Annotated in this window: 6 protein-coding genes; all 6 read right to left on the reverse strand. The window is 70.6% G+C overall.

The annotated features are described in order from the left end of the window. Window positions 1-394: 394 nt before the first annotated feature. A complete protein-coding gene (locus ACWGIH_RS39085) occupies window positions 395-19,276 on the reverse strand; it encodes a WXG100-like domain-containing protein (RefSeq protein WP_453449034.1) in 18,882 nt (6,293 codons plus the stop codon). Window positions 19,277-19,408: 132 nt separating this feature from the next. Then, a complete protein-coding gene (locus ACWGIH_RS39090; RefSeq protein WP_453449035.1) occupies window positions 19,409-19,780 on the reverse strand; it encodes a hypothetical protein in 372 nt (123 codons plus the stop codon). A 2-nt stretch (window positions 19,781-19,782) separates the two neighbouring features. Continuing rightward, complete coding sequence (locus ACWGIH_RS39095) at window positions 19,783-20,238, reverse strand: YbaB/EbfC family nucleoid-associated protein (protein ID WP_453449058.1); 456 nt, start codon at window positions 20,236-20,238, stop codon at window positions 19,783-19,785. Between the two features lie 142 nt (window positions 20,239-20,380). Beyond that, window positions 20,381-24,070, reverse strand: coding sequence for an AAWKG family protein (locus ACWGIH_RS39100; RefSeq protein WP_453510404.1), 3,690 nt, complete (start codon window positions 24,068-24,070; stop codon window positions 20,381-20,383). A 127-nt stretch (window positions 24,071-24,197) separates the two neighbouring features. Further along, window positions 24,198-24,677, reverse strand: coding sequence for a type VII secretion system-associated protein (locus ACWGIH_RS39105; RefSeq protein ID WP_453449036.1), 480 nt, complete (start codon window positions 24,675-24,677; stop codon window positions 24,198-24,200). A 93-nt stretch (window positions 24,678-24,770) separates the two neighbouring features. After that, entirely contained in the window at window positions 24,771-25,079 is a 309-nt protein-coding gene (locus tag ACWGIH_RS39110; RefSeq protein ID WP_453449037.1) for a WXG100 family type VII secretion target, read from the reverse strand. Between the last annotated feature and the right edge of the window lies 1 nt (window position 25,080).

A 25,080-nucleotide genomic window follows, 5' to 3' on the forward strand; every position in this document is an offset into this window, starting at 1 on the left:
TGCTGGGCGCTCCCGCCGCCGGCGCGCAGCCGGCCCCCTACCCGAGCACCCCTTTCGATCTCACGAGCGGTGCCAGCTCCGTCCGCGGCACCCTGACGTGGCGCGACCGGTCGGTCGAGGCCGCTGGAACACACCGGGCCGGCGGCTGCAGCAGGGTGTGGTTCAGCACGTACGGCGCCTCTGGCAACGAACTCGGCATGTGGAGCAGCCCCACTCGGTGCAACGTGACATACCAGTTCCGTGCCATGCTCCCTGCGGATGTGCCCGGTGGGGCGGCGTCCGTCAGGATCTGCCTTGATGCGGGCATGGGACTCAAGTGTGGGTGGTACAACCGGCCCTGACCCACCCGGGGCGTACTCCGCGTACTCGCTGCGCTGCTGACCGCGCTACGGGATCAGTCCGTACCGGCTGCCGGTTGTTGGATGCTGTCGCCGCGGTTGTTGGTGCCGACGCTGGTGGCCAGGGCCGCGAAGTCGCCGAGGACACCGAACCTGCCCTTGTCGGCGGGCAGCAGGGGGCGGACGGGGCTGTCCGCGGCGAGGTGCTCGGCCAGCTGAGCCTTGTAGGCGTTGTAGGACCTCGCCGTGTAGCCCGGGTCCGTGACGGCTTTCGCCCGGTGGTCATTGGTCACCGCGATCGACGCCAGGTCCATCAGATAGGTGTCGATCAGGTCCGTGACGTCCCTGGCCTTGGCTCCTGGCACTCCCACCCGGACGTGCTGGGCGAGCACATGGGCCATCTCCAGGACGAGGTCGCGGTAGATGCCGTGCCGGATGGTGTGCGGGAACGCCGCCATGACGTGGTCCGCCTGGCCCGCGCCCTCCGTGTTCATGAAACGCGGCGTCTTCAGCGTCTCAAGGCCCGGCACCAGCAAGGGCATGCCCGCATACAGATCCTCTTCCTCGGGAATCTTGGTGTTCGCGGAAGCGAGGGGATGCAGGCCGATCTCATGGGCCAGCATCCCCATCACGTAACCGATGTCGTACTTCTCGAAGTAGTAGCTCGCCAGGTTGATCTCCACACCCGCGTCACCCAGGTCACGCACATCGGCCGGGGTCTCCGTCGTCCGCACATGCAGCGTGATCCGGACCGGCCGGCCGCCGACGAAGCTGTTGATGGTGCTGTGCTCGTCCAGTAGCTCGACGATCCGGACCGCCTTCCCGACATACTTTTCCGTCTGATTCAGGTTGGTGAACTCGAAGTTCCCCAGCTTGAAGGGGCGGAGGGCCGGCTCCGGTGCGGCGGGGGCAGTGTCCGATTCCGAGTCCGGCGGCATATGGGCCGGAACGTCGGTTGCTGCCGTGCCGTCGCCGGCAGGCCGGGGCAAGGAGACCGGGTCGACCCAGATGGACTCGCGCACTTCCTCGACGGCAGAGCTGCGGGCGCCCGACCAGCTCTGATCAGTGTTGTGGGGCGCCGGGGTCACGCCGCCGATGAGCGCGCCGAGCAGGGCCAGGTGCCTGTCGCGCAGGCCGGAAGGGGCGAGGGACGGGTCTTCGGGAGCCTCGTTGAGGTCGCCGAGGAGGCTGCCGAGGATGTGGGGGCGCTGCGGGGAGTCGGTGTCGCGGTACTCGTCCCGCAGGCCGAGCTGGTGGGTGAGCTCGTGCGCCAACTGCACCGGGGCGGCATCGGCCCACCAGGTGATCTGGTCCATCCCCTGGTCGCGGCCCGCCAGGTTCACTGTCAGGTGCGGGGCATCGGCGGGATCCACGCGCTCGACGGTCACGTGCAGCCGGTCGCCGTTGAACAGGCGGTACTCCGGGCCGTTCAGGAACTCCTCAACGCCTGAGGTGAGTTGGTCGAACACGTGGGTGGCCTGGTCGTCGGCGCCGCGCAGCGCGACACGGACCGTGAGGTCGGTGACCGGCTGGCCCTGGTACGAGAACCGCCGGACGTCGAAGCCCGAACGCACCACGAATCGGGGGCGGCTGTCGCGCGTCCCGCTGGTCGGCGGTGTGGCGGACGGCGCGGTCTGCGGAAGCCTGGGGCGTGCCTCGCCGGTGGTGGTGTCTGTCTCCGGGGCAGCGGGCGGTTGGATGCTGTCGCCGCGGTTGTTGGTCGCGATGCTGGTGGCGAGCTGGGTGAAGGACCGTGCCACGCCGAACAGGGTCTTGTTCGACGGCAGAAGGCCCCGAAGCGCAGGGCTCTCCGCCAACTGGGCGCGGAGCATCTCCTTGTAGGCGTTGTAGACCCTCGCCGTGTAATTGGGCTCCTTGACGGCGTTCACCCGGTAGTCGCTGGTGACCGCGATGGAGGCGAGATCCATCAGGTAGGTGTCGAAGAGGTCGGTGACGTCCTGGGACTTGGCTCCCGCCACACCGACGCGTGCGCGCCGCGCGAGCACCGTGGCCATCTCTATGACGATGTCGCGGTAGATGCCGTGCCGGATGGTGCGGGGGTAGGCGGCCATGATGTGGTCGGCCTGACCCGCTCCCTCGGTGTTCATGGTGCGCGGTATCGCCAGGTCGGTCAGTCCCGGCACCGGCAGCGGCATGCCGTGGTAAGCCTGCTCCTGCTCGTGAATGTCCGTGTTGCGCGACGCCAGAGGGTGCAGGCCGATCTCGTGGGCCAGCATGCCCATCACGTAACCGGTGTCGTACTTCTCGAAGTAGTAGCTGGCCAGATTGATCTGCACACCGTCCTCACCCAGGTCGCGCACGTCGGCCGGGGTCTCGGTCGTGCGCAGGTGCAGGGTGATCCGGACAGGGCGGCCGCCGACGTAGCTGTTGATGGTGCTGTGCTCGTCGAGCAGCTCGATGATGCGGACCGCCTTGTCGATGTACCGGTCCGTCTGACGCAGGTTGGTGAACTCGTAATTCCCCAGCTTGAAGGGGGCCGGAATGTCGGCGTTCGCCGTGCTGTCGGTGTTGGCCTGGGGCAGTCGGGGGCGTGCCTCGCCCGGGTTGGGTCCGGTGTTGGGTCCGGTGTCAGTGCCGGTATTGGGTCCGGTGTTGATGCCGGTCTGGTCGGGGGGTGCCGGTTGTTGGATGCTGTCGCCGCGGTTGTTGGTGCCGACGCTCGTGGCCAGGGCGGCGAAGTCACCCAGGACACCGAACCTGCCCTTGTCGGCGGGCAGCAGGGCGTGCAGGGGGCTGTCCGGCGCGAGGTGCTCCGCCAGCTGGGCCTTGTAGGCGTTGTAGGACCTGGCCGTGTAGCTCGGGTCCGTGATCGCCCTCGCACGGTGGTCATTGGTCACCGCGATGGAAGCCAGGTCCATCAGATAGGTGTCGATCAGGTCGGTGACGTCCTTCGCCTTGGCGCCCGCCACCCCGACCCGCGCATGCTGGGCCAGCACCCGGGCCATCTCCACCACGATGTCGCGGTAGATGCCGTGCCGGATGGTGTGCGGGAAGGCCGCCATGACATGGTCCGCCTGGCCCGCGCCCTCGGTGTTCATGAAACGCGGCGTCTTCAGGGTTTCCAGGCCGGGGACCAGCAAGGGCATGCCCTGGTAGAGCTCTTCTTCCTCGGGAATCTTGGTGTTCGCGGATGCCAGGGGGTGCAGGCCGATCTCATGGGCCAGCATGCCCATCACGTAACCGATGTCGTACTTCTCGAAGTAGTAACTCGCCAGGTTGATCTCGACACCCGCGTCGCCCCGGTCGTGCACGTCGGCCGGGGTTTCCGTCGTCCGCACATGCAGCGTGATCCGGACCGGACGGCCGCCGACGAAGTCCTTGATCGTACTGTGCTCGTCCAGCAACTCGACGATCCGAACCGCCTTCTCGACGTACCTGTCCGTCTGGCGCAGGTTGGTGAACTCGTAGTTCCCCAACTTGAAGGAGGCCGGGACCGGGGCGGCGGTGGGCTCCGTGTTCTCGGTGTCGGCCTGGGGCAGTCTGGGGCGCGCTTCGCCAGTGGTTTCGCCGGTGGTTTCGCCGGTGTTGGCTCCGGTTCGGTCCGGGGGTGCGGGCTTCTGGATGCTGTCGCCGCGGTTGTTGACCCCGACACCGGCGGCCAGTCCGGCGAAGTCGCCCAGCACACCCGCCGCGCCCTTGTCGGCGGGCAGCAGGGGTCGTACGGGGCTGTCCTCGGCGAGGTGCTCCGCCAATTGCGCCTTGTAGGCGTTGTACGCCCTGGCCGTGTAGCTGGGGTCCTTGATTGCCCGCGCCCGGTGGTCATTGGTGACCGCGATCGATGCCAAGTCCATCAGGTACGTGTCGATCAAGTCGGTGACGTCCTTGGACTTGGCGCCTGCTACCCCAACCCGCGCATGCTGCGCCAGCACCTGCGCCATCTCCACCACGATGTCGCGATAGATGCCATGCCGGATGGTGGCCGGGAACGCCGCCATCACGTGATCCGCCTGACCCGCACCCACCGTGTTCATGAACCGCGGCGTCCTCAGCGACTCCAGACCCGGCACCCGCAAAGGCATCCCCGCATACAAATCCTCTTCCTCGGGAATCTTCGTATTCGCGGAAGCCAGCGGATGCAGACCAATCTCATGGGCCAGCATCCCCATCACATAACCGATGTCGTACTTCTCGAAGTAATAACTCGCGAGGTTGATCTCGACGCCGTCCTCGCCCAAGTCACGCACATCGGCGGGGGCTTCGGTCGTGCGCAGGCGCAGAGTGATCCGCACCGGACGGTTACCGACGTAGCTCTTGATCGTGTTGTGCTCGTCCAGCAGCTCGATGATCCGAACCGCCTTCTCGACGTACTTGTCCGTCTGATTCAGGTTGGTGAACTCGAAGTTGCCCAACTTGAAGGTACGAAGGGTCGGTTCCGGCGCGGCGGTCGCCGTGCCCGGACCCTGTGGGGCGTGGGCCGGGACCTCGGTTGCCTCCATGCCGTCGTCAGGCCGGGGAAGGGAGACCGGGTCGACCCAGATGGACTCGCGCAGTTCCTCGACGGCGGAACTCCGGGCTGCCGACCAGCTCTGATCAGTGTCGTGCTGAGGCGCAGAGGTCACGTCGCCGATGAGCGCCCCGAGCAGGGCCAGGTGCCTGTCGCGCAGCCCGGCGGGAGCGAGGGAGGAATCCTCGGGTGCCACGTTGAGGTCGCCCAGGAGGCTGCCGAGGATGTGGGGGCGGTGCGGAGTGTCGGTGTCCCGGTACTCGTCGCGCAGGCCCAACTGGTGGGTGAGTTCGTGCACCAGCTGCACCGGGGTGGCGTCGGCCCACCAGGTGGTTTGATCCATCCCCTGGTCCCGGCCCGCCAGGTTCACGGTCAGGTGCGGGGCATCGGCGGGGTCGACGTACTCGACGGTCACGTGCAGCCGGTCGCCGTTGAACAGGCGGTACTCCGGGCCGTTCAGGAACTCCTCTACACCCGCGCTGAGCTGGTCAAACACATGTGAAGCCTGGTCGTTCGTGCCGCGCAGCGCGACACGGACCGTGAGATCGGTGACCGGCTCACCCTGATACGAGAACCGCCGGGCGTCGAAGGCGGAACGCACAACAAATCGGGGGCGGCTGTCACGCGGACCCCCCACCGATGAGCTGGTGGGCGGCGCGGCCTGCGGGGTGGTGTCGGTGTTGGCCGAGGGCAGTCTGGGGCGAGCCTCGCCTGGGTTGCCTGCTGTGTTGGTGCCGGTCTGGTCGGGGGGTGCCGGTTGTTGGATGCTGTCGCCGCGGTTGTTGGTTCCGACGCTCGTGGCCAGGGCCGCGAAGTCGCCGAGGACACCGAACCTGCCCTTGTCGGCGGGCAGCAGGGCGTGCAGGGGGCTGTCCGGCGCGAGGTGCTCCGCGAGTTGCGCCTTGTAAGCGTTGTAGGACCTGGCCGTGTAGCTGGGGTCCGTGATCGCCCTCGCCCGGTGGTCATTGGTCACCGCGATCGACGCCAAGTCCATCAGGTACGTGTCGATCAAGTCGGTGACATCCTTGGCCTTGGCGCCCGCTACCCCAACCCTCGCATGCTGCGCCAGCACCTGCGCCATCTCCACAACGATGTCGCGATAGATGCCGTGCCGGATGGTGTGCGGGAACGCCGCCATCACGTGATCCGCCTGACCCGCACCCACCGTGTTCATGAAACGCGGCGTCTTCAGCGTCTCAAGGCCCGGCACCAGCAAGGGCATGCCCGCATACAGATCCTCTTCCTCGGGAATCTTGGTGTTCGCGGATGCCAGGGGGTGCAGGCCGATCTCATGGGCCAGCATCCCCATCACATAACCGATGTCGTACTTCTCGAAGTAGTAACTCGCCAGGTTGATCTCCACACCCGCGTCGCCCCGGTCATGCACATCGGCCGGGGTTTCCGTCGTCCGCACATGCAGCGTGATCCGGACCGGACGGCCACCGACAAAGTCCTTGATCGTGCCGTGCTCGTCCAGCAACTCGACGATCCGCATCGCCTTCTCGACGTACCTGTCCGTCTGGTTGAGGTTGGTGAACTCGTAATTGCCCAGCTTGAAGGAACGGAGGGTCGGCTCCGGCGGCGCCGCAGGCGCCGCGTCCGCGTCCGAGGTGGTCGTGGGGACGTGCGCGTTCGCCTCGTTGCCGGACAGCGTGCTCAGCTCGTACGCCTCCTCCTCCAGGAGGCCGGGGAGCTCGCTGCCGGTCGGCGACGGGGGCAGCGGAATGGCCGCCGGGTCCTGCGGGGTCGGGGCGGGTGCCGGGTCGGGTGCCGGAGTGTGCAGGGTCAGGGGTACGAAGTCTCCGCCCCGGCGGCGGAGTCGGATGTGCGGGCTGCTGGCGCCGCCCGGGCCCGTGTAGGTGTGGGCGGTTCCGTTCTCCTCGATCAGGGTGATGGTGGTGCCGGTCGCGGTGGCGGCCCACTCCGCCACCGCACGGTCCGCCCCGGGGCCCCACGGAGCTTCGGCGAGGTGGCGGCGGAGGTAGCCGTCGCGGGCGTCCTGGCTCGGCGTCGGCGCGCCGGGGCGGACCCGCAGGGGTGGGGGCGTGAAGAGCGAGTCGTGCTCCGCCCGGTCGCCGGGCAAGCCGTTCATGCGCATCAGCCGGGCGGGCGTCGCCTCGGCGCGGATGCGCAGCCGCGCCGCCTCGTTGGGGTCGAGGCCCGGCTCCTGCGCGGCCTGGCGCATGGTGGTGGACAGCGCGCCGAAGAAGCCGTTGCCGCGGCCGGTGGGGGCGCCCTGGGTGTAGGTGGCGCCGTCGGGTGCGGTGAGGACGCCGTCGCGAGCGAGGCGGTAGCGCGGGCCGCTGCCGTCGGTGGGCGGCAGCCAGGGCGCGGTGGTGTGGCTGCGGTGCACGGGCGGCTTCGTGGAGCTCCCCGTTTCCGTACCGGACTTCGGGTTTCCCGTTTCCGTACCGGACTCGAGGTTCCCCGTTTCCGTACCGGACTCGGCGGCGGTCGTCGCACCCGGCAGCGCGGTGGCGACCGGAACCGGAGTGCCGGGCGGGAGCGCGGCGGAGAAGAAGCCGCCGGTGGCGAAGAGGACCGGGTCGGCGGCCGGGTCGACGGCGGCCGGGTCGGTGCCGTGTGGCAGGAAGAGCTGGTCGCGGCCTTCACCGGTCACCACGGTGAGCGGCGTACCGAGGACGCGGGCGGCGAGGGCGGGCAGCAGGTCGGCGCCCCCGTGGTCGCCCGCGCGGCGCTCGGGGGATGTGCCGTCCGGGGACGGGGTGCCGTCCTGGCGCGGCTCGGCGGCGAAGGGGCGTGCCAGGGCCGCGACGGCGAGCGCCGCCCGCTGTCCGGGAGTCGGCCAGTAGGTTTGCGGGAGCCTGCCGAAGGCGTCGAACTCGGCCTGTTGGGCAGGGGTGAACTCCACCCCCGCGAAGTCGAGTTCGTCTTGTGTGAAGGTGTCCGCGGCATCCAGGGCGAGGGCGTCGAGCAGGTCCTCGTTGCCGTCGTCGCCGAGGGCCAGGGCGAGGCGGTCGCGGGCGGCGCCGATGGCTTCGGCGGTGACCGCCGGGTCGCCGGGGGCGTTCGCGAACCGGTCGGCGAGGTCGGTGCCGAGCAGGTGGGGCAGCCGGTCCCGGTTGTCGGCGGCGGCAAGCAGCGCGTGGAAGAACGAGGCGCCGTCGTGCGGCATGTCGTGCACTTCGCGCACCGTTGCGCCGTCCGGCGAAATGATGGTGCGCGGGCCGGGGGCGGTGCCCTCGGTGCTGACGCCGTCAGTGATGACGTACGGCTCGGGTGCCTCGGACTGCCAGGCCGGCTTGGTGTACTTCTGCGGCAGGTCCGGCGCCGGGCCCGAGGCCGGGCCCTGGTGGTGGGCGGTGAGGCGGGAGGCGGCGAGGTGCAGCCGGTGGTGGTCCGCGGCGGCGGCGTCGGTGTACTGGCCCCAACGGTGGACCTCTTGGCGGGCGGCCTGCCAGGAGACGACGGCCGGGGACCAGATCATGTCCTGCGGAAGATCGGTCGGCGGGCCGGAGTTGTCGTCGCCGAGTGCGGCCCGTTCCTTCGCGCTCAGGCCGAGCCACGCCTCACGGGCCCGCGCGCGGGCGTCGTAGTAGCCCTTCTCGGCCGTGGCGAGGTCGGCCGCGGCCTTGGCCTGGTCGTCCCAGGCGGTGCGGGCCTCGGGGGTGAACGTGGTGTCGTCCAGGAGGCCGTAGTCGCGGGCGAGGTCCTCGCGCAGCCAGACGAGGGCGGTGGTCTCGGCCTCGGCGGCGCGCGGGCCGCGCTTGGCCTTGCCGAGCGCGTGCATCGGGCGGCTGTCGGTGAACCGGTGGTCCACCTCGGCGACCGAGAGCCAGCTCACCGGCAGCGCGAAGAGCATGCTGCGATCGGTGACGACCTTGACGTGGGTGCCGAGGGTGGTGTCGGCGGCGCCCTTGAGCGTGGTGCCGTCGTTCGTGCCGCCGATCGGGACCGTGGCGCCCGGGTTGGTCACACCGGCGTTGCTGTTGCCCGCGAGGGGTGCGGTGCCCACGGCGCCCTCGACGTTGTCGGTGATGCCCGCCTCCGACGCGTCGGAGGTCTTCGCCCGCTGCATGGCCTCCATGCGCGGCTTGTTCTCCACGGCGAGGAGGCGGGCGCCGTTGCGGTGCATCTTCGCGTAGAGGCGGGAGTCGGCGGTGTGGGACTGGCCGAAGAGGTGCGACGAGGCCTGGGTGGGCAGCGGTGCGCCGTGCGTGCCGAGCGCCTCGCGGAAGCCCGCGGTCAGGCCGACTTGGGTGGTGGCCTCCTCCTGCGCCTGGGCGGGCGCGGTGCCGATGCCGGTCAGCGAGGTGAGGTGGGCCATGCGCACGCGGCCGTCGAGGGTGGCGCCGGTGTGCCGCTCGCCGAGGTCGCTGTCGCCGATGCCGTCGGCGCGGGCGGTGGCCAGTGTCAGGGCGTCCTGGACGTTGGCCGCGCCGCGGATGTCCACGGCGAGGATGCCGGAGCCGATCCGGTCGTCGAAGGGAAGGATGTCCGAGGGCGCTACGTCGGATTCGGCGCCGTCGGTGGAGGTGATGCGCCAGGCGGAGATGTTCTCCGGGCGGGCCTGCTCGGCGGTCAGTATCCGCACCGCGCGCTCGGGCTCCGGCACGTCCTGCTCGGTGAGAGCACCGTCGGCGCCGTCGCCGTCCGGGGTGAGCAGGCTCGCCGGGAGGATCTCGTTGAGGCTGCCGACGGGAGTGGCGTCGACGCGGGGGGCGAGCGGATCGCCGGCCGCGTCCGTCATGGTGACGGTCAGGGTGTAGCTGGTGACGATCTCGGCGTGCGCCTGGGTGGTGGCGATGTTCGGCATCGAGGTGGTGCCGGCGGTCTGGGTGCGGGTGCTCGCCCGCTGCTTGGCCGCGGTGCCCTGGAGGGACGGATTGGCGATGAGGATGCCGCTGTCCGCGGCGCGCTCGCCCCCGCTGAGCGTCACGTCGGCGCCGCGGTCCTGGGAGGTGCCGGCGGCGTCGTCACGGGCGGTGGTGCGGTAGTCCTCCAGCTCGAACCCGGTACGCAGCCTGTCCACGGTGGTGGTGACCGGGGTCAGCTCGAACCGGAGCCTGCCGGGGCTCCCGCCGACCGGCAGGTGGAACGGGTTCGACCAGGTGCGGTAGCGCACCGGCAGGGTCATCCCGCCGGTCGTCAGCTCGTGCAGATGCGATTGGAGGAAGTCCGGGGAGAGCCGCTGCAAGGCCTGCTCCCGGTCGTGCGAGGGCACCCCGATCTTCGCCAGCTGGTCCGTCAGCTGCCGCGCCGCGCCGCTCGCGTCGAGCCGTCCGGTGGGGTGGGTCGGGAAGCGGCGGTCGCGCAAGTAAGGGGGCAGCCGGTAGCCGCCGCCGAGGTTGTGCGGGGTGGTGGTGCCGAGGCCGTCCGGGGCGAGACCGGCCTCGATGACGTCCTGCATCGGCAGATGGAACATCACCGCGTCGCGGATGCGCTGGAGCGCGGCGGCGGCCCGGCGCGGGGCGAGGCTGTCGCCGAGGCGCCCGGAGAGCCGCCCGGCCGCGGAGCTGATGCGGGCCCCGGCGCCGGTACCGACCGTGCCCATCGCCGCCGTCCAGCGGTCCCGTACCGCGACGGTCTCGGTGGCATCGGCGACCACCAGGTACATCCGCCCGGCGAAGGCGAGGGTGGTGTTGCGACCGCGGGTGAGGGTCTGCGAGATGCCGCGGCCCTTGCCCCACGCGTACTGCAGGGCGGTCGAGTAGGAGCCGATCACCGCCTGTTGGCCCGGCGCCTGCTGCAGCGGCATTTCGGTGCCCTGGAGGCCGAGGGTGGTGTGGGTGACGGTGCTCGCGCTGCCGAGGACGCGGTGCTCGTTGCCGACGGTTGCTTCGAGGCTGGCGGGCTTCGGGTCGCTCTTGACCCGGAAATTCTCCAGTTCGCCGCGGACCGCTGCCTTGAGGTAGTGGGTGCGGAAGGGCCCGGCGCCGTTGAGTCCGGTGACGCGGGACCCGAACGGGCCCAGGTACTGGCCCAGTTGCCCGGCCACGCTCAGGTTCGCCATCGCCCGTCGCAGCGCGGTGCGCACCGGGGCGCCGGGCGCGCTGACGTGCCAGGAGGTGCCCGAGGCGCGGTCGGCGGTGTCCTGCATGAGCTGCTGGCGCTGCGGTCCGCCCTCGGTGCTGAGCACCACGTGCGGGACGCTCAGCAGCTTTCCGGTGAGCTGCCGGTCGGCGGGGTTCGACCTAGGCAACGGGGTTGCACCGTCGAGGAGTTGGTCGGCCTCGTCGGAGGAGAGGGGCTGCGGTACGGGGGCCACGGTCGCCGGCGCCGTCGTGCCGGGCGGCGGGTCGGCGGACGCGTGGCGGTCGGAGCCGTGCGCGGACGGCACGGCGAGCTCCACCCGGCCGACGGTCTCGTTGCCCCGGCTGAACAACGGCTGCTGCTCGACCTTGCTGACGAAGACACCCGCGCCGAGCAGCCCGACCGAGGCGAGCCTGGCCCAGCCGCGCGGGCGGCGGTGACCCTCGAAGGAGGCGCCCAACTCCACCTGGTAGCTGTAGAGGTCGGCACCCGTCTGGAACATCAGATGGTCGTGGGTGACCGCGACCGTGTTCCTCGTCGTCTTCTGGTCGGTCCTCGCGTGCCGTACGCCGACTGCCACGCTGCCCGCCCGGCGCGGCAGGCCGACTTCGGCCACCTTGTCGTGGTCGCGCGGCGAGATGCCGAGCTCGACACCGCCGGAGAGGGTGGTGGAGGCCTGCTGCCCCTGCCCCGAGACCTCGGTGCCGATCACCCCGTTGCGCAGGGCGCGTTCGCTGATCGTCGTCTCGAACTGCCGGTCGGTCAGGCGCGCCTTCAGGATGAGCGTGTGGTGGCCGCGGCGCACCTTGCCGTCCTCGGTGAGGGCGACCGGCACTCCGGTGGTGGTCAGGTCGTCCAGGCTCTGCGCCAAGGTGGGCCGGTTCAGCGCCTCGCGCACCTGGCGGTCGTTGTGCAGGGCCGTCCGCATCCGGCCATCGCCGTACCAGAACTTGGCGAGGCGCGGGTGCCGCAGCATCATCGGCGGAACGAACAGCGACGGATGGGCACGGTGCAAGGTGTCCAGGACGGAGTCCGCGAAGGCCCGCATGGGGTCTTGGGGGGCGGGTTGCTGGGGCTGCTGGGACTCGGGCTGGGAGGGGGACTCGGGCATCGGCTGAGACTCGGGCTGCGGCTGCACCAGAGCCTGCGGCCGGGTCTGCGGCCGTACGGGCCGGAAGCCCTCGGCGCGGACCTGGCCGCTCAGGTGCACCGGATCCTCCCGCGAGAGGTACCACGGCACCGGCGGCTCGGCGTCCGGGTCGGGCCCGGCCTGGCCGGGCGTGCGGCTGTCCCAGCCCGCGAGGCGCCGCGCGTCCTGGGTGGACATCCAGTCCAGGCTGACCACCCGGACCGGACGGGCCGCCGACGGCAGCTCGCCGGGCTTGCGCACCATCAGGGTGCGCTCCACCCGATAGAGCGCGACCGGGGTGTTGCGGAGACGGCCGGTGGTCTTCCGGGCCGCGTCGGCGCCCAGGTAGTGGCCGCGCCCGGTGGTGAGGTCCGCGCGGACCAGCGGCCCGCCCTGGAGGCGTACGTCGGTGTCCGGGCCGACGAGGGTGTAGTTCGGCCCCGAGGTGACCTGGACGCCCAGGCGGGTGTCACGGACGTGACCGCGCTCGTTCTGGTACGTGGTCTGGGTGAGCTCACGCAGCTCCGCCTTGACCGACTCGGTGACCAGGGTGGCCCGGTGCGGCACCGAACGCTCCACGATCAGATGCCCGAGGGGATGCTGCCCGCTGCCCCGGCTCAGCTCGGGCCCGGTGACCGGCCCGGAGAACCGGCCGAACAGGGCGAGAAGCCGCCCCGGCCGGACGTACGAGACGAGCGTGCGGTGCGCCGAACTGCCGGGCCTGGCACCGGAGATGGCCAGCGCCAAATCCTCCGGCGGGTCCTTGAGATGCAGCCCGGTGGTGTCAGTGATCCGCGGCTCGATCCCGTCCGGGAACGTGAGCGTCTCCGGCGCACGCCGGGGCCCGCCGTACGGCACGGTGAGGTCGTCCGGCAGCCGCCAGCTCAGCCCGTCACGCATCGCGAACTCGGCCGTGTGCACTTGCTCGCGCCGCCAACTGGGCGTCTCATGCGCCGGGTTGGCGGTCGCGGCAGGTCCGGTCGTCGTTGCCGGTGGCGCCTCGGTCACGCGGTCGACCCGCACCCGGTAGTGGACATCGTCCAGGTGCAGGTGCGAGCCCTCGTGGGCGCGCCACTCGGTCTGGTTGTACGCCGCGGTCCCCTGCGCGTAGTCGGTCCTGCGGGTCCATCCCAGCGAAACGCCCAGTTTCAGAAGCCAGTTGAGCGGCGGACCCATGCTCAGACCGCCGGCGATCCGGCGCCCGAATCCGACGCTGCGCCCGCCGCCCGTACCGGCCTGGCCGCGCCGCATGGTGTCGAGGCGGACGGTGCCGCCGTCCACGTCGGAGAAGCGTTCCCACCGGTTGTACGGGATGGCCTCGACCGTCATCTCGTGGCCGACCCCGGACTTCTCGCGGCCCACGAAACGCGCGCCGCGCGGGGCGGTGAAGGCTCCGGGCTGCTCGGTGAGCAGGCGCAGCAGTTCCGCCTCGTCGAACTGGCCGCGCAGCTTCGTCGGCAGCTTGCCCAGGATCTCCTCGGCCACCTGCTCGGGCGAGCGCAGGGTGGTGGTGCCCGGCCCGGTGAGCAGTCCGGCGGGGCCTTGTTGCACAGCTCCGGCTGCCGGGTCGGTGTCCGGGCTGATCAGGACCGTGGGCAGTCGGCTGCCGTCGTCGAAGGTGACGGTGGCCGGCGCCGGGCCCGGCGGCCTGGCGTCCGGGCCGGTGAGCAGCCGGGCCGGCCGGTACCGGTCGAGTTGGGTCTCCAGGGGTACGGGGTCGCCGCGCTCGGGGGTCTCGGCGGGCTCCGGGGTCGGGTCGGGGGTCGGGTCCGGGGCCGGGGCGCTGTGCGGGTCCGGGTCCGGGGTGTTGTGCGGGTCCGGGTCCGAGGTGCTGTGCGGATCGGGGTCCGGGGTCGGGTCCAGGTCCGGTACGGGGGTGAGCGGGGCCGAGGCCGGGATCAGCGCATCGTAGTGGTCGGTGCCGTTGTAGGCCAGGTGCAGGGCGGGGCCTTGGCCGCCCGGGTTGAGGGTGTTGACGCGGGTGTTCCCCGGTGTGAGTGCCTGCGGGTCTGGCTGGACGAGCCGCAGGTCGAGGTCGAGGGTGTGGGCGAGGGCCTCCGGGAGCAGGTCGGCGAAGGGAGAGGCCCACAGCGCGGGGAGCTCGGCCGCCGAGGCAACGAGCCCCTTGGCGCCGAGTCGCTTCGCGTCGGCTGGAGTGGGCGCCACGTCGGCGAGGTGCGGGTAGTCGCTCTCCCGGAGGATCCGCTGCCACTCGCCGGTGTCGCCGCCGGTGACGACGTCCTGCGCGATCCGGTTCCAGATCCGTGTGATGCGGCTCTGCTCGGCCGGGTCCCGCACCCCGGCGATGGCGCGCATCCGCAGGTCGTCCACCACGGCGAAGACCGGGTCCGGGATCGCCAGGGCCACGGTGTCGCCCAGTTCGGACCCGGCGATCCGGTCGCTCAGCAGGCGGCGCAGTCCCGCGACGTTCCGCGCGGCCCAGGCGGGCGGTGTGTTCTGGCTCCGCGCGCTGTCGAGCAGCGACCGGAAGAGGCAGTTGCCGCCGCCGGGCGTGTCGAGCCGCCGCAGGGCAAGACCGTCCGCGTGCACGGTGTCCGCGGTGCCGGGTGTGGCCTTGCTGAGGAGGGTCACATCCTGGGCAAGGCTCTCCGGGCGGCTCGGCGCGGGCGCCAGATCGGGCCTGCGGCGGGCGAGTTCGGCGGTGTCCTCGGGGCTCAGGCCCAGCTCGGACAGCGGCAGCGGGGTGCCGGAGAGCGACCAGGTGATCTGCGCGGAGGGCGCGTAGGCCAGTCCGCGTACGTCCTCCGGCGAGACCATAGTGGTCGGAGGGAGCGCGGGCGGCGGCGGGGGAAGCAGGGCGTCCAGGGTGGTGTCGGGGCCAGCGGTGTTGCGCAACTGGGCTGCGGCGCCGAGGAATTCGGCGTACTGCTCGGTGGTGGGGTCGGCCGCCTGGCCGGGGGTGACTCCGCCGGTGGCACCGCTTCGGTCGACGACCATCCGACGGAGCAGGTCCGGGGTCATCCGGCCGTCGCCGTAGCGGGCCGCTGTGTCGGGGCTGAGCCAGCGCAGGCCGTCCACGAATGCCAGCCCGGCGAGCAAATCGGCGTTCTCCGACCGCTGTTCGGCGTCGGACCCGAAGGCGTCGCGCAAGGTGCGGACCTGCTGAAGCGTACGTGCCCGGGCGAAGGCGTCGGCCGGGTCCGGTCCCGCGTGCAGGCCCGCGACACGCGCGAGTGCGTCCAGGTCGGCGCCGCTGGGCTCCGGGGTGAAGAGCCGCCAGCGTCCTGGCCCGTCCGGGCCCTCGGTGAGCACCGCGCGTACATCGCCGTCCCGGTCACGGGCCGTGCCCACCTCGGTGGTGGGCGCGTACACCGGCCGCCCGGTGCGGTTCGCCACGTGCTGCGCCACCGGCAGGCCCGCGATCTCGGGCTGCCGTCCGGTCTCGCAGGAGAAGAGCACCAGGGGCCGGTCCTGATCACCGTCCGCCGCCCAGGATTTGAGTACTTCACCGAGCTGTACGCCGCTGACCTTGATGGTGGGGTGCTGCATGTCTTCGGTACCGAGCGTGACGGTACGGGGCGTGCCGTGCCCCGCGAAGTAGTCGGCGCCCTGGTGGGTGCCTGAGCCCGGCAGCGCGGTCGGCGGACCGGTGAACACCGTACGGCTGACGGGCGAGGCTGCCGCCGTCTCCGGAGCCGGAGTCGGGGCCGGGGCCGGGGTCTGGTGGGTGGAGGTGGTGCGGACGCCGCGGAAGGTGTCCTGGCCAAGGAGCGCGCGACGCCCGGCACTGTGCGCCGTACCGTCCTCGGCCGCGCTCTGCGAGATGATCAACGTCCGTATGGCGCGCCCTGGTTGGGGCTTGGCGTTCGCGTCCGGTACCCAGCGCCGCAGCTGCGCGACGGGCACGGTGTGGCCGTCCAGGGTGGTGACGACTGGCTCGCCCGCGGGCCGCGCGGGGGCGGTCCCGTCGGCCGGGGTCTCACTACTGGTCGCGGGCCGCACGACGATCCGTCCCGTGGGCGGGAGTGCGGCGGGGGGTGCCGCCGGGGTGTGGCCCGGCGTGACGGTCGGTGGGGGCGGCGGGGTGACCCCGTTCCCGGTTCCGCGTCCACGTCCGCCGCCTACGTTGCCGTCGCCTTGGCCTGACTCCAGGTGCAGGTCGGTGGCGGGCTCGGCCCAGGGGCGGGACAGGGTGGCGAGCTTGGTGACAACGGGGTCGACAGGGCTGACGATGTTCGGACCAACCCCGTTGTCGCTCACGGTAGTTGGCGGAACATCCGAGACCGTCTTGGGACGGACATCCGAGGCGGGGGCGGCATGGTCGCCGTCAGCCGTCGCGCTGCTCTGCGTGACGGCATCAGGTATCGCGGAGGGTGCCGGACCGAGGGCGTCAGCGAGCGGCAGCAGTACGTCCGCACCGGGGAACGCGGCGTCCGGGGTGCTGGCGCCGGTGCCGTCCGGCGGCGCGACGGTCGGCGGTCCGGTGAGCGGGCGGACCCGGACCGGAGCGCCCGGCCCCTCACGCGTCAGCTCGACGGCGGCGCGTACCGGGGGCCCCGCCCCGTCCGGCACGACCGCGGGGCCGAGTACGACGGCGCGGTCGACCCCGGCCCCGTCCAGCACCTCCGCAGCCTCCGGCGCCCCCTCCCCCGGCGGCGGCACCTCCGAGACGACGATCGTCAACGGAGAGGCCTGCGTGGGCGACAGGCTCCCTGCGGGATCGACGGGGCTGACCTTCATGTCGCCCTTGCCGTCCGTGTCGCCCGTGTCGGCGTAGGAGCCGGTGGTGCTCACCTTCGGCGGCACGGTGGTGAGGTCGGGGGCCGGGGTGGAGTCCCCGGGGACGGTAAGGGCCTCGGGGAAGCTCGACGTACCGCTGCCCTGACCTGAGTTGGCGGTCTCCGGCGAGGCAGTGGCGTCCGGAGGAGTGGCGGTCTCCGGGGGTCGAGAGGCCGACGGGTCATCGTCGGTGGTGTTGGCCTGCGAACCGTCCGGGGTACGGGCACCCGGGGGCTGGGTGCCAGAGGGAGTCTGGGTGCCCCCGCCAGTGGAAGTACCGTTCGGCTGGGCGCCTGCACCCGCGCCGGGTCCTGTACCGGCACCCATGCCGGGCGAGGCGGAGCTGACGGGGGCAGGCGAGACAACGGGACCACCGACACCCTGTTCCGGCCCCGACACCGTACGGTCGCCGCCCTGCCCGGCCACCTCATCCGGACCCACGCCGGAGTTCTCGTTCTGAACGTTGCCGTCCAGGGCACCCACGCCCGGATTCTCGGCAGCCGGCCCGGGGGCAACGCCGGTGTCCACACCGGAAGAAGCGGAGTTGCTGGGGGCAGAAGAGCCGACCGGACCACCGACACCCTGCTCCGGCCCCGACACCACACCATCGCCGCCCTGCCCGGCCACCCCATCCGGAGAGTTCTGAACGCTGCTGTCCGGGGCGCCCACGCCGGGGTTCTCGTTCCGGACACCGCTGTCCGGGGCACCCACGCCCGGGTTCTCATTGTGACCGTCGCTGTCCAGGGCCCCCGCGCCCGAATTCTCGGGAGTCGCCCCGGGAGCGGAAGCGTTCGGTGCGGCGGTATTGACCGGTGTGTCCACCGATACCGGCGGCGCGCCCACCGTTTCCGACGTGATCGGCGTGTCCACCGTGACCGGGGTGCCGAAGCCGTCGAGGGCCCGGCGGACCTGGTCGACGTCCACTTGGCCGCCGGGGGTGTTCCCCGCGGGCACCACCCGGACCTCTGGCACCTGCGACAGGTTGCCGTGCAGGCTGTCGCGTACGCCGATCTCGGTGCTGCCGGGCTGCTGGGATCCACGCAGGTCGGCGATATCGCGCAGGGCCTGGTCGCGGACCTCGGCGGAGCCGTGGTGGACCTGCTGCCACAGCTCGTTCTCGGCGGCGGTCACGGGCATCGGGCCCGGCGAGTACGGCGGCGGTTTCTCGGCGACGTAGGGCGGAGGTGACTGACTGCCGGTGAGATCGCCCTGCCCGGTGGTCTGTTGGGTGACCGGCGGGGGCGAGTTGGGCGCCGAGCCTTCACTGCCCGAAGCGTCCGAGGGGCGCGAGGCGCCGTCCGTGCGCCCGGAGCCCTCACCGGAGCGCGTGGACCCGTCGGAGTCGGCGCTGCCGCCCGACACGGTGGGCGGCGGCTGGTTGCGCAAGTTGTCGATGGCGTTGCGCAGTTCGGCGCCGGTGTTCAGCGCCCCGTCGGTGAGCGTGGACTCGACCTGGCTGCTGATGCCCGCGCCGACGAACGTGGACCAGCTGGTGGACCAGTCGCCGTCGAAGGCCCCCTTGATCAGGATCTCCGCCAGCGCCTCGCCCGCACCGGCGGCGATGAAGTCGGCCGTCCCCTTGATCCCGTAGTGCCCCGCCAGCGCGCCGGGCTGGTGGCTGTAGTTGTTCAGCAGATAGTTGTTCCGCCACAGGTTGGGGTTGTTGAAGAAGGAGAGCGGATCGTCGGTGCGGTTGGGTCCGCTCCCGTGCGGGCCGCTCCCGTGCGGGCCGGGGCTCGGGGTGGGGCTGGGCGTGGGGCTGGGTGTCGGGCTGGGGCTGGGTTCCGGGGTCGGCTTGGGGTTCGGCTTGGGATCCGGGACGTTGTTCTTGATGTCGGGTGGCGGGGTGTTCGGGACATTGGGGTTGTTCTTGAAGTCGTTGCCCGGGCCGTTCTTGAAGAAGTTGTTGTCGTAGCTGTTGACGATGTTTTTCGCGAAGTCGTTGAAGATGCTGGTGAGGCCACCGGCGGCGGCGCCGAACGCCGCCGACTTGAGGATGTCGCTCCAGTCGAAGCCGTCGGGGCGCCGGCCGTCGGGGGCGAAGTTCATCATCGCGAGCCGCACCGCGAAGGTGGTGAACGCCTCGGCGAACGCCTCGGTCAGCGAGGGCGCGATGTGCAGCCGCTGGAGCAGGTGGGTGAGCGTGGTGAGGATCATGAACCGGCTGCGCAGCTTGGCCATCATGATCTGGCTTGCGGACGCGCCGCCGGTGAAGAAGGACATCGCCAGATAGATGGCGATCTCGATGAGCAGCCGGATGACTTCGGCGATGACCTGCCACTTGGACTCCATGATGTCCATGGAGGTCTTGCGCCGGCCTTCGGCGATCTTCTCCAGCTGATCGGCGAATTCGAGCAGGTAATTCTTGCCGCCGTCGCCGGTGAGCGTGCCCATCGCCTTGGCGTACGACTTCGACAGGTCGTCCGGCATGGACTCGGCGATGTCGTGGACCGACTTGTCGATCAGCGAGGAGATCCTGTTGAGCTTCCGGCCCAGGCCGGAGTAGGGCATCCGGCTGTCGAAGGCGAGGTCTTCGTCCGCGTCGATGAGCTTCTCCCCGGTGAGGATGAAGATCATCGCGTTGACCTCGGGCGAGACCTGGATGCTCATCGCGATCCGCCCAAAGACCCACCCGAAAACCCGCTCAAAAACCCGTCCGAGAGCCCGCCGGGGAGCCCGCACGGGCACCACACGTCAGCCGCTCCCTGCATGGTGCGGGAGCGGCCGGCGGTGCGGTGGTGGTCAGCGTCGCCCATGCCCGCCCGAGCCGCCGTCGAGACCGCCCGCTTCGAGACGGTTGTTGCCCTGCTCGATGTTGTCGAGGTTGTGGTCGCGGGTGTCCTGCATCATGCGGACCTGGCTGATGGTGGCTTCGGTGATGCCCGTCAGTGCGTCGCGGATGGCCAGCATGGTGTCCTTGGTGGTCTGCCGCTCCTTCTGCTCCTGCGGCTTGGCCTTCTCGGCGAAATCACCACTCGTGCCGGGCCAGCCGACGGTGGGGGCCAGCTCGTCGAGGAACTCCTCGGTCATGCTCCTGGCCAGGGTGCCGATCTCCTCCAGCTGTTCCGCCAGGGCCTCGATGCGCTGCGGGTCGGCGTAGTACCGCTGTCCCATGGTCAGTTCTCCCCGTCCTCGCCGATCGCGTCCCGCCAGGCGGGGGACGGCTGACTGCCGCGTGTCGTGTCCTCGGCGTCCTCGCGGAGCACCTCGGGGCCGAACATCTTCTCCCAGTCCAGTTCGAAGCCCTTCAACTCGGGCACTTCGCTGCTGGGTTCGGTGAAGGGAGCCATCGCCTTCATCACGTGGCGGTTCATCTTCAGGCGCGCGGCGCTCGCCGCCTCCAGGACGCTGGCGGCCAGTTCCTGGGGCGACATGTCGCGGTACTTGTTCTCCAGGAACTCGATCCCGGTCAGCTCGCCCTGCGGGCCCGCGGTGGCGCGGACCGCGCGGTCTGAGGAGAGCACGGCGAACGACGCCTGCCGCAGCTCGCGCTCGGTGCGCGCGAGCCCTTCCTGGGCCGTGCGGAGTTCGGCCATCGCCTTCTCCAGACGCTTCTCCAACGGTTCCATCAGGCCCGCGCCTCCCTTCGCCTCGCTCTTCGCGTACGCCCTGGTCTGCCGTACATCACATGCGTACCTGGTCTGCCGTACATCAACTACGTATCTGATCTTGCCTGGTGAGGGCCCGTTACGAAAGCCGGGGTCCGCGGCGCGGTCATCGGCCGATGACCGCCGGGGTGCCGCCCTCCTCGGTGCCCCACACGTCGGCGTCCTCTTCCAGGTAGTCGGCGGAGGTGGTGGACCTGCGGCCCGAGTCCGCTTCTTCCTCGGAGGTGTCGCCGCCGGTGGTCGACACGCGCGATGCCGGCGCCAGGAAGGTGTCGCTGTCCTCCTGGCGGTTCCAGGGGCTGCGCCCGCGGCGCTTGCGCCGCTCGCTCTCCTCCACGGCGTCGACCAGTACGGCGCGCACCCGCTCGCCGTTGCCCTTCTCACCGCCCCCGCCCATGCCGCCCATGCCGCCGCCCATCGGCATGCCGGGCGAGCCGGGTGTACCGGGGGCGCCCGGTGTGCCGGCGCCGCCCGCGGATGCGGCCGGGCTGTTCGGGGAGGCCCCGTCGGACAGCGGGGCGGCTCCGCCCGCGCCGAGACCGTCCAGGGACGGGGAGGAGCCGCCGAGGCCCGCGCCGCCACCGACGGAGGCCGCACCGCCACCGCCGGAGCCCGCGCCGCTGCCGCCGGTGTTCAGGTCGGGGAGCGTGATGTTCCGGGTGTCGGAGCCGCCGCCACCGGGGCTGTTCAGGCCGTCGGGGATGTCGAGAGTGTTCTTGTTCCCCGCGGAGTTGAGGTCGTGCAGGTCGATCGTCTTGGTGTTGCCCTGCGGGTCGGTGACGGTGGCGATGCCGGTGTCGGGGTCGATGACCTGCTTGCTGCCGTCCGGGTTCGTGGAGGTGAGCATGCCGTTGTCGAGGGTGGTGACGGAGCCGTCCGGGTTGGTCACCTTCGCCCCGTGGGTCAGATCGGTCAGCGTGGTGCTGCCGTCCGGGTTCGTGGAGGTGAGTATGCCGCTGTCCGGGTCGAAGCTGGCCTTGCTGCCGTCCGCGAACGTGGTGGCGAAGTCGCCGTGGTCGAGCGACGTGTGCGCGCCGGTCGAGGTCTCCAGACCGGATGGGCCACCGTTGAGGTCGCCGAGGTTGCCCAGGTCGCTGATGGACTGGGTGTCCGGACGGGAGTTGAGGTCCCCCAGGTCTCCCAGGTTGCCCAGATTCCCCGCGCCGGTATCGCCGTTGCCGCCGTTGAGATTGCCCAGGCTTCCCAGGTTCTGGGTGGTGGTGCGGCCGTCCGGGTCGGTGGTGACCGCCTGGCCGGTCGAGGGGTCGACGCTCTGGCGAGTGCCGTCGGGGAAGCTGGTGTTCAGCTTGCCGTCGTCGCCGAGGGAGGTCACCGAGCCGTCGGGGTTGGTGACGTCGGCTCCGTTGCCCAGGTCGGCGGTGGTGGTCGAGCCGTCCGGGTTGGTGGTGGTGAGCGTCCCGGTGTCCGGGTCGAAGCTGCTCTTGCTGCCGTCCGGGAAGTCGGTGGCCAGGTCGCCGCCTCCGGTCAGGCGGGTGTCCGCACCGGTGGGCGAGTTGAGCACGCTGTCCGCGCCGCCGAGGCCGTTGAGGTCGCCGAGGCTGCCCAGGTTGGTCGTGGTGGTGGAGCCGTCGGGGTTGGTGGTGAGGCCCTGGCCGGTCGAGGGGTCCACGCTCTGGACGGTGCCGTCGGGGAAGGTAGTGGTCAGCTTGCCGTCGTCGCCGAGGGAGGTCACCGAGCCGTCCGGGTTCGTCACCTTGGTGCCGTCGCCCAGGTTCTGCGTGGTGGTCGAACCGTCCGGGTTGGTGGTGGTGAGCGTCCCGCTGTCGGGGTCGAAGCTGCTCTTGCTGCCGTCCGGGAAGCCGGTGGTGACCTTGTCGTCGCTCAGCCGGGTGCTGCCGCCGGTCGGAGTCTTGAGAGGGTTGTTCGCGCCGCCGTTGAGATTGCCGAGACTGCCCAGGTTCGTCGGGGCCGGGGGCATGGCGGCAGGCTGCCGGCTTCCGTCACCACCGAGGCCGTTGAGGCCACCGGTGTCACCGCCCGGACTGTTCAGGTTGCCGAGGCTGCCCAAGTTCGTGGGGATCGGGGGCGCCGCGGCGGGTTGCTGTCCCCCGTCGCCACCCGGGTTGTTCAGGCCGCCGGGACCGCCACCGGGGTTGTTGAGATCGCCCAGGTTTCCCAGACTCTCCGTCTGCGGCTTGTTCGGGTTGTCTTGGTTGCCCGGATTCAGCAGGTCGTCGAGGTTGAGCTTCTCGCCGTTGCCCCCGCCGGGACCATTGAGGTTGCCGAGGCTGTCCTGGAAGGCCTTGCTGTTGGCCTTGGCCGCGGCCTCGGCCTCCTCGCGCGCCTTGTCCGCCTTCGCCTCGTCCTCGGCTCGCTGCGCTTCCGCCTCCGCGCGCAGCTTTTCCGCGTACGCCTTGTCCTCCGCACGCTGGTTGTTCGCCTCGTCGCGCAGCTCGTCCGCGTACGCCTTGTCCTCCGCGCGCTGCTTGGCCGCGTCGTCGGCCGCCTTCTTCGCGGCCGCGGCGGCCTCCGCCGCCGCCTTGTCGGCGGCGGCCTGTGCGTCGTCCGCCTTCTTGTCGGCGTAGTCCTCCGAAGCCGTGCTGGTCGTCTTCGGCTTGGGGACGTTGTCCGAGAAGTCCTTGCCGAGGTCGATGAAGGCGTTGTTCAGGCGGGCCTGCACCTTGGCCGCTTCCTCGCCCAGGTACTTGTCGACACCCTGGGACCAGATCTCGACCGCCTTGTCGCCGATCTTCGTCCACGTGGCGGAGTCGGTGAGGTCGCCGTACTCGTGCACCTGAGTGAAGTCGCCGTGCGGGACGTGCCTGTAGGTGGTGTAGTAGCGGCTGCCCGCCAACTCGATGTCCGTCTTCTTCACGTTGTGCTCGTTCACCCACGTGGCGACGTCGTCCAGGACGTAACGCAGTACCTGATGCGGGTCGTAGTGAGGGGAGTTGGCCCACTTCAGCCACGCGGCGAGCAGATCCCTCGCGGCGTCCTCCAACTGCTTGCGGCCCTGTGCGAGCGCGCGTGAGTACACCGTGCCTTCGGTGCTGGTCTCGCCGTCGCCGACCGCGGAGTTGAAGGTCTCGACATAGTTGTCGTAGTTCTCGCGGATCTTCCCGAGCAGGCTGCGGAAGACGTCCGCCGCCTCGCCCTTCCAGCTCGCGTCGTCCGCGCCGAAGCGGTCCTCCCACTCCTTCAGGAGCGGCGCCTGGTCCTTGAAGAACTTCGCGGCGTAGTCGAAGGACCTTCCGGTGTCGTCGAAGGACTTAAGGACCACGGCGTCGTTGCCCGGAACGCCCAGCTCGCTGAACTTGGTGCCCTCCGTGTCGCCTTCCAGCAGAGCCATCAGCGCCGCCCGCGGCCCGTTCATGTAACGGGCGAGCGGCCGGCTGTCCATCTTGTCCTTGTTGTAGTCCGTGAACTCGTTGCCCGACCGGACATTCGCGTTGTTCACGTCGTCGGAGCCGGCAGAGGCGAAGATGACCTCGTCGCCGGACTTCACGCGGCCCTCGAAGACGATCCGGGCCTGCTTGACGATCGTCCTGTCGCCCTTGTCGAAGAACCAGATGTCGTAGTCGTCGTCCGCGTTCATCGCGAAGCCGGTGGAGTCCTCGACGGCGTGCTTGATGCTCTTCTCCCGGAAGTCCATCCGGAAGAGCTTGCCGCCCTTGTCGGAGCGGAGCGTGTCGAAGAGGGTGGCGCGGTCCGGCACCGGGTAGCCGGTGATGTGGGTGACCAGGGCGGCCCATGTGTCGGTCGGCATCTCTTTGGCGTCGGCGACATATCCGAGGTGCTCGTCGTGCTTGCCGTCAATGCCTTTGTCTTCCGCCACCGGGAGCCCTTTCTGATCTGTTGTCGTCCGGGCCGCCGCACCGTGTCCTCACGGGGGTGCGCAGCCGGATGTTCCTCACGCGGGCGCGCCGGGCGGCCGTGGCCCGGCTGCTACGCGCGGCGCGGACTCAGGAGTCGTCGTCCGAGCTGTCGCCACCGCCGCTGCTCCCGGCGGTGAGCGTGTCGACATCTTCGAAGCTCTGCAGCAGCGTCTTCGCGTCGATCGCGTCCAGGTTCTTGTCCTTGGTCTTGCCGGCCTCGTCGATGGTGTCGGTGAGCGCTTCCTTCAGCTCCTTGAAGAGCTCGACCTGGTCACCGAGGAGTTTGTCGAGGGCCGTGGCCGCGGTGGTGACGCCCTCGATCAGCTTCGGTCCCGAGATCAGGGGACCCTTGACCATCTTGCCGATACGCAGAAGCTGCTGGTCCTGCTCGAGGTTGCCGGCGGTGACGTGCCCGTCGATGAGCTCGCCGAGCGTGCGGACGCCGGCCTTCGAGCCGTCCTCGCGGTGCGTCTTGGCGCGGTTGTAGACCACCTGTACCTCGTTGTCGCGGAAGTTCTCCATCTGCTTGAGATCGAAGTGCTTGACGTCGGCTTTCTCACCGGCCATGGACGTACTCCTGTTGCTCGGCGCCGGGCGGGGGCACGGGCGGTCCGGCGGCCGCCCCGTGCGCGGGCGACCGCCGGACCGATGGGCGAGGGCCTAGCGGGCCCGCACACCGCCCCAGTTGTCGGCGCTCTTGCGCTCGTCACGGGAGTGGTTGTCGTGGATGGAGCGGATCAGCTCGCCGTTGTCGCCGAGGAGCCGGGCCATGTTCTTGGTGGCCTGGTCCCACTCCGCCTGGACCTCGCGGTACTTCTCCTGGTCCGCACCCTCCCAGGAGGTGACGAGCGGCTTCAGCTCGTCCTCGAGGTTGTTGAGGGTGTTGATGATCAGCTGGGTCTGCTCCATCAGTTCCTCGATGGCTTGCTGGACCTTGGGGTACTGCAGGTCGATGATGCCTTCGGCCATG

Source organism: Streptomyces sp. NPDC054872, from assembly GCF_053610705.1.